This window comes from Psychroserpens sp. XS_ASV72, from assembly GCF_041224425.1.
In the GTDB taxonomy this organism is placed as follows: domain Bacteria; phylum Bacteroidota; class Bacteroidia; order Flavobacteriales; family Flavobacteriaceae; genus Psychroserpens.
Map to the genome: position 1 here is coordinate 64328 of NZ_JBGFGL010000070.1, position 11157 is coordinate 75484.

General features: G+C 35.1%; 10 protein-coding genes. 3 read left to right on the plus strand and 7 right to left on the minus strand.

What is annotated here, in order from left to right; genetic code table 11:
• Window positions 1-9: 9 nt before the first annotated feature.
• Window positions 10-1686, minus strand: a complete 1677-nt coding sequence (locus AB9K26_RS03475) for a DUF6029 family protein (RefSeq protein ID WP_369971147.1) — start codon at window positions 1684-1686, stop codon at window positions 10-12.
• Window positions 1687-1721: 35 nt separating this feature from the next.
• Window positions 1722-2207 (minus strand): TlpA family protein disulfide reductase, encoded by a 486-nt coding sequence (locus AB9K26_RS03480; protein WP_369971148.1) that lies wholly within the window; start codon window positions 2205-2207, stop codon window positions 1722-1724.
• 180 nt (window positions 2208-2387) lie between these two features.
• On the opposite strand from AB9K26_RS03480, the gene AB9K26_RS03485 reads away from it, so the two are divergent.
• The gene (locus tag AB9K26_RS03485; protein ID WP_369971149.1) at window positions 2388-3689 is read left to right on the plus strand and encodes an Omp28-related outer membrane protein; all 1302 of its coding nucleotides are present in this window, start codon (window positions 2388-2390) and stop codon (window positions 3687-3689) included.
• Window positions 3690-3744: 55 nt separating this feature from the next.
• Here the strand turns inward: AB9K26_RS03485 and pruA are convergent, their stop codons facing one another.
• Window positions 3745-5370, minus strand: coding sequence for an L-glutamate gamma-semialdehyde dehydrogenase (pruA, locus tag AB9K26_RS03490; RefSeq protein WP_369971150.1), 1626 nt, complete (start codon window positions 5368-5370; stop codon window positions 3745-3747).
• Between the two features lie 140 nt (window positions 5371-5510).
• On the opposite strand from pruA, the gene AB9K26_RS03495 reads away from it, so the two are divergent.
• On the plus strand, window positions 5511-6512 hold the full coding sequence (locus AB9K26_RS03495) for a DUF6695 family protein (RefSeq protein ID WP_369971151.1): 1002 nt from the start codon (window positions 5511-5513) through the stop codon (window positions 6510-6512).
• Here AB9K26_RS03495 and apaG read toward each other — a convergent pair.
• Window positions 6509-6895 (minus strand): Co2+/Mg2+ efflux protein ApaG, encoded by a 387-nt coding sequence (gene apaG / locus AB9K26_RS03500; RefSeq protein ID WP_369971152.1) that lies wholly within the window; start codon window positions 6893-6895, stop codon window positions 6509-6511. The two genes, AB9K26_RS03495 and apaG, sit on opposite strands and share 4 nt — an antisense overlap.
• Window positions 6896-7002: 107 nt before the next feature.
• The gene (locus AB9K26_RS03505) at window positions 7003-8364 is read right to left on the minus strand and encodes an aspartate aminotransferase family protein (protein ID WP_369971153.1); all 1362 of its coding nucleotides are present in this window, start codon (window positions 8362-8364) and stop codon (window positions 7003-7005) included.
• Between the two features lie 87 nt (window positions 8365-8451).
• Between AB9K26_RS03505 and AB9K26_RS03510 the strand changes: the two genes are divergently transcribed.
• Complete coding sequence (locus AB9K26_RS03510; RefSeq protein WP_369971154.1) at window positions 8452-8991, plus strand: cysteine dioxygenase family protein; 540 nt, start codon at window positions 8452-8454, stop codon at window positions 8989-8991.
• On the opposite strand, the gene AB9K26_RS03515 is transcribed toward AB9K26_RS03510, so the two are convergent.
• Both AB9K26_RS03515 and AB9K26_RS03520 read right to left on the minus strand, forming a co-directional pair.
• Window positions 8988-10241, minus strand: a complete 1254-nt coding sequence (locus AB9K26_RS03515) for a DUF5103 domain-containing protein (protein WP_369971155.1) — start codon at window positions 10239-10241, stop codon at window positions 8988-8990. The two genes, AB9K26_RS03510 and AB9K26_RS03515, sit on opposite strands and share 4 nt — an antisense overlap.
• Window positions 10242-10309: 68 nt before the next feature.
• The gene (locus AB9K26_RS03520; RefSeq protein ID WP_369971156.1) at window positions 10310-10987 is read right to left on the minus strand and encodes an RNA methyltransferase; all 678 of its coding nucleotides are present in this window, start codon (window positions 10985-10987) and stop codon (window positions 10310-10312) included.
• Window positions 10988-11157: the final 170 nt, after the last annotated feature.

Genomic DNA, 11157 nt, shown 5'->3' on the forward strand with positions numbered 1-11157 from the left:
AATTAGAAATTAAAATGATGTAGATAAACTTAAAGAAAACCCTGTGTTTTCAGGAACAAAGCGGCAAACACCGCCAACACAAACCAATCCGCCACGTTGTCTACCATAACTTGCCATTACTCGTGTAGCACCTTTGGTAAAGCTACCACCAACTGTATAGTAATGTACTTGTTTATCTTCATCTGGATTGCCATAATTCCACAAATCATTGGCAAAGACACTCAACCTACTATTAAAATTATATTCCAAGGTTCCGCCAGCCCAGTTTTTGGCTCTTTCAGAAAGCTCATCATCAGAAAACAAATGGGAAAGTTCTAATCTTGCCGATCTTCCTTTACCAAACTTTCGCGTGACCTCACCTACCAAAGCTGTTGCATTAATTTCTCCTCTTCTATCTTCAACAAAACGTGCATTATAGAAAGTGTTGACAATAGAAACTATTGATGACCATTTAGGAGACCATTTTTTCTTAATATCCAAACTTACCTCTTCAAAATATTTCTCACCAAAAGCAAAGAAATCAGTATCCTCATAAGTTCTTTCAGCGATGTCAAAATCGCCTTTTAGTCCAGACCAAGAAGCAAAATTAAACGCCAATTTTGTTCCATATTTACCACCTAAAGCAGACCCTTTTTTAATGTTGTAGAATATATCGATTTGACCTCCAATTTCACCAGATTTAAACAGAGGATTAAAAGTTAGTCTTGGTTGTGCTTGATATACATAGATATTTGTAACACCATAATCATGTTGTTTGGTCAATCCAGGAATAAAATTGATAAAGTTTTGGTTAAAAATATTAGCCGATTGGTCACGTTGAGAGAAAAACGCCATATTTTCCATACGCCTAAATGTTGCATCAACACCCAAACCTGATTTTGCAAATCCGATATTAAATAGTACAGCACTACCATCAAAGTATTTATCTTCAATAGGATCATCCATTTCCACATACACATCTTCACCCTTAATAATATATTCTAATGAAGAATATACACTCCCTTCAGAAAAACCTAAACGAAAAGAATAAGAGTTGGTAAGAGATTCGAAATCAGGATTGTCGATATCCAAATCCTCATCGCGACCAACATAACTTAGCCCTAGATCTAATCCGGTAGACTCAAATTTGAACAATGAAGACAAATCTATTTCAGCATTGAATCCATAAATAGATCCATCGGAAACTTCAAATCCGTCACGTTGTCTTCCATACAACGCAGAAAACTCCAATGCATCAATTGGCCTATATTTAACATTTGCACCTCTAAGGGAATTATTAATACCCAATTGCCGATCTTCCCAAGACCTTAAAATAAGTCCGCTACCAAATTGTTCATAAAAATGACCTAAAGTCGCCTCAAATTTTTGACTTCTATAACCAACTGCAAAAGTTCCTATATCTGTGCCCATATATTTTGGATAAAAATTTAGAATGGCATTGGGTTCATAAGATTCCACTTGCACATGGGCAAAGAAATTTTTATAATCATAGTTTAACCTCAAGTAATTATTTGATCTGAAGTTATCTTCCTCAAGAAAGTCTCCAGTTTTTGGGTCATCAACATAATATTGGGAATTGGATTCAATACCTCCACTAAGTGTACCGTAATCTTTTTTGTCTTCTTCTTGGGCTATAGTAATGATAGGAATAAATAGTAGAACTACTATTGTGATAAAACGATTCATTGAGTTAGGGTTGAAGGTTATTAGTTGGATAAAAATTATTCTGAAAACTCCAATAACTTCTCATAAAGTTCATCTTCGCTTCCAGGTGTATAACCAGAATGTCTATATAGTATTTTATTGTTTTTGACAATCAAAGTCAATGGAATTGTGGGCGCATTTAATCGACGTTTAAGCTCGCTATTTGTATCTAACAAAATCTCATACTCCCATTGCTTACCACTCACTAATGGTTTCACTCTCTTAACGGTTCTGGCATCGTCAACGGAAATAGCATAAAGCTTCACATTGGTTTCATCAACCCAATCGCTATAGACATCGTTAATGGCATCTAATTCCTTTTTACAAGGCACACACCAAGTAGCCCAAAGTGAAATTACAACAAGTTGATCGTCCTTAGAAATATCTTCAAGATTGATATGTTTTCCATCCAATGTTTCCAGCTGCATATTGGGAAGTACATCTTGCGCGAAAGAAAATATTGAGCAAAACAAAACCAGTAAGGTAATAGATAGGGTCTTCATGATAGAGATTTAATTTTTAACGAAGCAAAGTTAATTTTTTTTTAGTAACACCATAATTTTAACAGGATCCTTACAATTTTTATATCAATTATTTCAATAGACAAACCAAAGATGTAAAAAAACAAATAAAAATATCATATATTCGCTATCTCTATTTTTTAACTAAAACTCAAAAGTCTTATGAAAGTCAAAAATCTCTCCAAGATTTTCCTTTTTATCTTGTCAGCAGCTGTGTTTTCATGTAGTTCCTCTAGTGATGAGGATAATGGTGGGAACAACGGAGGACCAACTTCAATAACAGTTACTCCTAGTGCAGAATATGTCGATTTTGGAAATACAGTTAGTTTTACTGTTAAAACAAATCAGAATACAGATGTTACTTCTGAAGCGACTATTTTGGTTAACAATCAAAGTATTGAAGGAAACTCATTTACTGCATCAGCAACCGGTGAATACACCATTACTGCTGAATATCGTAACTTAACTAGTAGCGGTGTAAGCGTCACTGTTTTACCTGTTATTGTATCCATTGACATACAATCTGAAGACACCTATAATATAGGTGAGCGCATAGATTTCCAAGTGATTGCTTCCGATAATAATGGGAACACAATAAATATAACTTCTGGTTCTAAGGTGTTTGTGAATGGAGCTGAATCTCTTACAGGAGCTAGAATTATCACTAATACTACGGGTAGCTTTGATGCCTATGCTACTTTTGAAGAATTTACAAGTAACACTAAAACCGTAACAGTTGAAGATAACGCTTCAACACCAATGACCTACACAAGAAAAGCATTAATTGAAGACTATACAGGAGATTGGTGTGGATATTGCACCCGTGTTTCCCATGCGATAGATTTAGTTAAAGACAATGATCCTTTAGATAAAGTTGTTGTTGTTGCTGCACATCTATACAATGGTGATCCTTACCAAAATAGTTTTGGCGTACAATTGGCAAATGCCTTCAATGTCACTGGATTACCAACAGCTTATATTAACAGAGCCGATGAATGGAATTTTCCTGAGCCTAGTAACGTTAGCCAAGTTACTAATTTAGCAACAGGAACAACCAATAATGGTTTAGCTATTATTTCAGCCTCTAAAGACAACAATCTATCATTTATGGTTAGTGCTGGTTTTGGTCAAAACCAAAACGGTGCAAAGTTGGTTGTCTTACTTTTAGAAAACGGTCTGAGAAGAGATCAAACAAATTATTACCCAGAATATTATGGTGGTGCTGATCCTATTGTAAATTTTGAGCACAATCATGTACTGCGTCATTCGTTCACAAATGTTCTTGGAAATGCTATTCCAGGAAACGAAACTCAAGCCAATAATACTTACAGACAATATTTTGACTATGTTATCCCAACAAATCTTAATGCCAATGCATTAGAAATAGTTGCAATGATTGTCAATTCTAACAATCAAGTACTGAATGTTAATAAGGTTAATGTTGGACAAAATATTGGATTCTAAATTTTAATATAGTTTCAATAAAAAAGCCAGATTTTAAATCTGGCTTTTTTATTTTTTATCCTAAGAATGGATAACGGTAATCTGTTGGTGTCACAAAAGTTTCCTTAATCATTCTTGGCGATACCCAACGTAATAAATTCAAGGCACTTCCTGCTTTGTCATTGGTACCAGAAGCTCTTGCACCTCCAAATGGTTGTTGACCTACAACAGCACCTGTTGGTTTATCATTGATATAAAAGTTTCCAGCGCAATTTTGAAGTGCTTTAGTAGCTTCGTCAATCGCATAACGGTCGGTAGCCAAAACAGCTCCTGTTAAAGCATATTCACTGGTTCCATCAACCAACTTTAAGGTTTCAGAATATTGGTCCTCATCATAAACATAAATGGTAATGACAGGTCCAAAAAGCTCTGTACACATAGTTGTATATTTCGGATTTGAAGTGACAATAACAGTAGGCTCAATAAAATAGCCTTTGCTTTTATCGTAGTTTCCTCCTACAATGATTTCGGCATCATTATCTGCTTTTGCTTGATCAATATATTTGGCTAACTTATCGAATGAGCCTTCATGAATTACAGCAGTAATAAAGTTTTCCAAATCTGCTGGAGATCCCATTTTAAATGATTTAACATCTTCAATAACAAGATTCTTTACCTCATCCCATAAGTTGGAAGGCACATAGGCTCTTGAAGCAGCACTACACTTCTGTCCTTGAAATTCAAATGCACCTCTTGAAATAGCCGTTGCCACTTGTTTTGGAACTGCGGTTTTGTGTGCAATTATAAAATCCTTTCCTCCTGTTTCACCAACGATTCTAGGATAGGTTTTGTAGTCATGGATATTGTTACCAATTTTTTTCCAAAGTTCCTTAAATACAAAAGTCGATCCTGTAAAATGTAATCCTGAAAAATCTGGGCTGGCCATAACTGTATCGGTAATCATCACTGGATCTCCAAATACGACATTGATCACACCGTCAGGAACACCTGCTTCCTTAAAGACGTCCATAATCACTTTCGCAGAGTAAATTTGGCTATCGCTAGGTTTCCAAACAACAACATTTCCCATCATCGCCATACAAGAAGGTAAGTTTCCAGCAATAGCTGTAAAATTAAAAGGCGTTACAGCATAAGTAAATCCTTCCAAAGGACGATATTCAATTCGGTTCCATGCACCACTTGTGCTTTCTGGCTGGTCATGATAAATATCGGTCATGTATTGAACATTGAACCTCAAGAAATCTATCAGTTCACATGCAGAATCAATCTCAGCTTGATGAACGGTTTTAGATTGAGCTATCATAGTTGCAGCATTGATCTTTGCACGGTAAGGACCTGCAATGAGTTCAGCCGCTTTCAAGAATATACCAGCACGTTGCTCCCAAGTAAGGTTAGCCCATTTTTCACGAGCCTTTAAAGCCGTATCGATAGCTTCTTGAACATTTGATTTTTCTGCAAGATGATATGTGCCCACTATATGTTGATGATCATGAGGTGCAGACATGGTTTTTGTATTTCCTGTCTTAACATCTTTTCCATTTATGTATAATGGAACCTCAATTTTACTGTTCCACATCTCATTGTAAGCCTCTAAAACAGCCGCTCTCTCAGGACTGCCTGGAGCATACGATTTTACAGGTTCATTAACTGCTATTGGTACATTGAAAAATCCTTTTCCCATCTTAAATTTGATTTAAATAGTGTGTATTGTTTTGAAGTTGCAAAGTTACGGTTTTTTAACGACTAATGTTTTTGTTGAAGTATTAAATGGACGTTAAAAATATTGCTTATTTTTTGTAAGTTGCTACATCAAAAATGAATATGAACGACGGTATTATTCTAACCCTTGCTTATCCAGAAACCATTGTCTCCCATGCTGAGGAATGGTACTCTCCATTATTGAAGTATGTCTCGATTGGAAACAAAAATTACGTTCGAGCTGGTCATGCTGCACTTATCTTAATTGACAAAGCCACAGGCGTTTTGGAATATCATGATTTTGGACGCTACATTACCGCATCACCTTATGGTCGCGTGAGAGGAAAGGAAACCGATTTTGAACTCAATTTTCCAATAAAGGCAACCATCCAGAATAATAAAATTACCAATACAAAAGACATTCTGAAATATTTTGCATCCATACCAGAATTAACCCATGGCGATGGCAAATTGTATGCTTCGGTATGTAACGCTATTGATTACCAAAAGGCCAGATCGTTTATTGATGCTATGCAGCATAAAGGCTTGATTAGATATGCCGCATTTATTAAAGATGCTAGTAACTGTGCACGATTTGTAGCAGATACTCTCATTGCTTCTGTAACCGATGAAATGATTTTATCCCAACTCAAAAAATCAAAGTGGTTTACACCTAGTACAATTGGAAATGTGATCTTAGCTGATACTGAAAATGATGTTTATGTGGTTTCGGAAAACGGAAACATTTCAGAATTTAAGTCGAATATAAAAAGAGAAAACAGAAAATATTTCTTAGATCGACTCAAGCATCACGAATCTGATTGGTCAGGTAAATTGGAACCTAAACACAATTCAGAAAAGAGCGACCATGCTCAATGGCTTGGAGGTATTGCCGCTGGCGCTTGGTTTGAAATCCATGATATTGGCAGCACGATTCAGTATAGGTTTAGACGGATTTCCCCTTATGGAGACATCAATTGCGATGGCATCTATCAAATCAACATGGAAGGATTCGACTTGAACAGCGACCATAACTTTATTCATTACTCTAATTGCCGATTTTTTCAAATACGGCAAGGAGAAATGACCTATCGTTTTGATTATATCAAAAATTTTAATGATTAATTAAGAGCAAATGGCGCACTTAACTTAAAGGAAGGAATCGCTACTTTAAATTTATTGGTATTGGTAAAATTCACCATGTTATAATGACCTTGCATAGCACCGAAAGGAGAGGTCAACAAACAACCTGAATTATAGGTATGGGATTCTCCAGGCTTAATCACGGGTTTTTTCCCAATAACACCTTCGCCTTCAACAATATCAACATTGTTTAAGGCATCTAAAATTTTCCAATATCTTGAATTAAGCTGAACAGAATCTTTACTCTGGTTTTCAATAGTTACCTTGTACCCAAATGCAAAATGCACTTTGTAATTTTTGTAAAATGTGCCTTCGAAAGTCGTTTCTACAGAAATTTTAATCCCACATGTAACCTGTTGTACCATTTTCAGTAAAAATTAAGTTTGTAAAAATAGCTAATTTCAGCTTAAATTCAGCTATTTTCTAAAATTAAGCAAATTTTTAACAAGAAAACCGATAAAATACCATTCTGTTAAAAACTTTCTTCAGCAACAAATGCTTCCAAGGTTTTAAAAAAGGTCAAGATATCGTCTTTTTTCAATTGTGAATTTACGGTTACCAATCGAATGAACGTATCCGCTCTAAAAGTCCCATAACCTACCATTAATTCAGAATGCTCATAAAGTTTGGTACATAGTTTTTTTGCAGAAATCCCTTTGTAATTGAAACAAACGGAAATCGAATCATCAAAACTGTACAACTGATAGTCCTTATTATTTTTAATGTAATCGCGAGCAACATCAGCTAAATAAAATTGATGATCTACAATTTGTTCTAGCCCTTTGCTTCCGACCGACTTCCATAGGGTCCATAATTTTAAGGCATCATTTCGTCTACCACACTGTAGAGAGGTTTTTCCTAAGTTGTAAGCATCATCATCGGTTTGATACAAATAATCTGCATCATTGGAAAGGGATTGGTACAAATACCTTTTATCCTTTACAACAATAATTGAACAACCTAAAGGCGTTCCCAACATCTTATGGGCATTGAAACTAAAGGAGTCTGTGTTTTTAATTCCATTGACAAGATGCTTATACCGTTTACTGAATATCACCGAACCACAATAAGCACCATCCAGATGCAACCATAAATTGTGTGCCTTACACACTTTACTGATATCGCTAACATTATCAAAAGCACCTAAAACCGTTGTTCCTGCTGTGGCATTGACAAAAAAGGGATGATATCCTTCATTTAAATCTTTCTGGATTTGACTAGCCAAGACCTCTACTTCCATTTCCCCTTTAGCATTGGTTTCAATAGATCGCACCTGATCTCTTCCAATACCAACAAAAGAGGCATTTTTGGCAATGGAATAATGTGAGGTATCTGACGTATATGCAATGAGCTTTTTGTTCATGCCTGTATTTCTAATTGAGGCATCAAAAGCATCTCTAGCCATTAACATCGCCATATAATTACACATAGAACCTCCAGGCGCAATCGTTCCATCACTCTCTTTAGGATAACCAATAAACCCACATACATTATTCAATATTGCCTTTTCAATTCCAACTTGAACACCTGCCACCTTATAGGTATACATACTATTATTTAGTAAAACCGCCAATAAATCACCTAATGCTGCTCTAGAAATTCGACCTCCAAACAATTGATTAAAAAATGACTTGGAAGCTGTCTTAGGCGTACGCTTTACGATATCTTTTAAAATAGATTTAAATTCATCATCTACAGTAGGCTCTTCTCCTAATTCAATATTGATGCTTTCAAATAGCGCATGGGCTTCTATAGGAGTTGCGACAGGATGTTCAGACTCTTCCAATAACAATAACTCAGTAAGCTCATTAAACAATTCAAGATCGTTTTTCATACAATGCTGATATTTAAATTTTTGGTGTTCAGTAAAATTATCCCTATTTTCTCGACTACTAAAATATACCTTTATAATTCCAAAACATTGAAGTCTATAAAATTTATTCGAGAATTAATTCAAACCTTGTCTGAGTCGGAAAAATCAAACTATGATTACATTCTCAATTCGTTTGATTTCAATTCGATAAATTTCAAACCTTTTGAAAGTTGGTCTGATAAAAAATATACAAGAAATTGTATTTATAGAGATGAACGGTTTGAATTGCTTCTTCTTTGCTGGCAAGAAGGACAGCAAACCTCAATTCACGGACATGATGGAGAAGATTGTTGGGTATTCCTTCTTGAAGGGAAAATGCAAGAAATGTTCTACGCCATGGATGACCAAGGAAATGTATTTGAAACTAATTCCCAGACGATAACACCTGGTGAGAAAACTTTTATGAATGACCAAATTGGGTTTCATCGGTTAGCTAACACCAACAATGGCAAGACCATTAGCCTACATTTGTATGCAAAACCGATTGAAAACTGTTCCTTTTATGACGAACATTCCAATGAATTTGTAAGGAAAAAACTCCAATACGATACCGTTCAGGAAGATTTACTGATGACTAGCGTGGATTAATTTGAGATATTTACTGATGTTGCTTCACCAAAACCAATAAGTTCATCATATCTTGCTCCAAGATCGCGATAATACACCAACACTTTATAGTTGTTTTCAGTTTGCCAATAATTCCCACTTATTCTGCCTTCATCTAATTTACCATCAGGATTTAGAACCACATATTTATAGTTATAAAATCCTTGCTTTAATTTAAAAGCAGCCTCATATCGCTTTTTAATCCTGTTGTAAACCATACGATTCATATCTTCTAGAGCATAGTTATTAAAATTACCATAAATGTAAATTTTACTGCCATCGGTTAGCTCAGGATAAGCCAAAGCAAAATGTGTCATGGTGTAATCGGCTTCAATATTGACGTCTTCAACATTAAGAGCTGTAACCAAAAAATTACCATTGATATCCGGATTATACGTATATGGCTGACTTGCTCTTTCAAAATTTACAAATAAATAGTTATGATAAATATCTTTCAAATCAATAAACTGAACACCAACATTTGCTGCCCTTACGTCCTTATTCTCAAAAAACCTGAACTCATTCCCAGCCCAAAACGCAGTTTCATCAGTATATCTATAGACTAATTGTTGCCCTAAAGTATACTGAGGTTTGACTTCTTTAATAGCTGTCCGCAAGTTGTTGTTCTGAATAATAAGGGTATTGATAGTTTGAAGAGGATTGTTCACATTGACGCCTCCAGTATTAATTCTGATATCAACATTTTGTTTTCCTGCAATGTACCTTACATCTCGTGATCTTTTAATTTCTACTCCAACGCCTAGCTTTTGTTCGTAAATCATAAATTTTCGCGTAAAGACCAATTCCCTATCATCATTGTAAATAGAAATCAGATAATTTCCACTTTTAGTAAGTGCTCTTGTTTGCTGATTTGGAATCTGTAATCTGTAATGCGAATACAACTGGTAAGCATTATACGAGTTTGAGTAATCAACTATTCTATAATCATCAAACCCAATCATATATTCCATTTTAACGAGATTGGATTTGGTCCAATCGTAATTATAATGCTCAATGGTGTAATAAAAATCGGGTTCTGTAGTTACCAAGGCATCAAATTCCAACAAAAAAGGCTCATTCAGTTGCAATATTGGGAGTTCACCTTGTTGTGTATTGGCGCTCTTAAAAGTTATGGTTTTGATATAATTTGGCGGATTGAGTTCTTCAACCTGTGAAAACAAAAGTATCGGAAAACAAAAAACAAGTATAATGGTTAGGGCTCTTATTTGCATTAGATATGATTTTGATGTAAAGATAATCAAAATCCATACCTTTTTGAATTGAACAAAGCAAGAGTTCGCTAACGCCCTTTAAAGGCACTTAAAACAATTGCGGTTGCAGTTGCTACATTCAAACTTTCAGTAGCTTTGAGATTTCCAAATCTTGGAATACCAATCCTTACATCAACAAGTGCTTCAATTGAGGGTGAAATTCCATTCGCCTCGTTTCCCATAATGATGAGCCCTTCAGAAGGTAATTTCGTTTTGTAAATAGAGGCACCATCCATAAAGGTCCCATAACTTGGTAAAGTAGAATTTTCAATATATTCTTCAATATCAAGATAATTGATTTGAACTCGAGTCAAAGATCCCATGGTAGCTTGAACAACTTTCGGGTTATAGCAATCAACCGTTTCCTGGCTACAAATCAATTGAGAAATGCCAAACCAATCACATAATCTAATGATTGTTCCTAGATTTCCTGGATCTCTTACATCATCCAGGACTAAAATCAACCCTTTATTTACTAGAGGTTTTGGATCAGGCATTTTGAATAAAGCGATGGCAGTATTTGGTGATTTCAAGTTACTGATACGTAATAAATCCTTATCTGAAATCAACTCGCATTCAGCTTCAAAAATGTCTTGTGTCGTAAACAATTGCTGCAACTCAAAATGGGAATCTAAAAATTCATTAATGCCTTTGATGCCTTCTACAACAAACAATTTAGCTTTAAGCCTGTTCTTTTTTTGACTCAAGCTTTTAATTAATTTTATCTCGTTCTTTGTTATACCCAAAATGTCGTTACTTTTGTTAATGCCATTGCAGTTTACAAAGTAATACTTTTTTGGTCTATTTTTTGTTATGCTAATGCACATTAAACCATTACAATTGTTTGAGCTCGTATTTCTTATAGATTTCTGTTGAA

What these genes read in the sequence shown, in the direction of transcription:
- AB9K26_RS03480 (WP_369971148.1), bottom strand. Translation starts at nt 2,207, where the DNA reads ATGAAGACCCTATCTATTACCTTACTGGTTTTGTTTTGCTCAATATTT.
- AB9K26_RS03515 (WP_369971155.1), bottom strand. Translation starts at nt 10,241, where the DNA reads ATGCAAATAAGAGCCCTAACCATTATACTTGTTTTTTGTTTTCCGATA.
- AB9K26_RS03505 (WP_369971153.1), bottom strand. Translation starts at nt 8,364, where the DNA reads ATGAAAAACGATCTTGAATTGTTTAATGAGCTTACTGAGTTATTGTTA.
- pruA (WP_369971150.1), bottom strand. Translation starts at nt 5,370, where the DNA reads ATGGGAAAAGGATTTTTCAATGTACCAATAGCAGTTAATGAACCTGTA.
- AB9K26_RS03495 (WP_369971151.1), top strand. Translation starts at nt 5,511, where the DNA reads ATGAACGACGGTATTATTCTAACCCTTGCTTATCCAGAAACCATTGTC.
- AB9K26_RS03475 (WP_369971147.1), bottom strand. Translation starts at nt 1,686, where the DNA reads ATGAATCGTTTTATCACAATAGTAGTTCTACTATTTATTCCTATCATT.
- apaG (WP_369971152.1), bottom strand. Translation starts at nt 6,895, where the DNA reads ATGGTACAACAGGTTACATGTGGGATTAAAATTTCTGTAGAAACGACT.
- AB9K26_RS03485 (WP_369971149.1), top strand. Translation starts at nt 2,388, where the DNA reads ATGAAAGTCAAAAATCTCTCCAAGATTTTCCTTTTTATCTTGTCAGCA.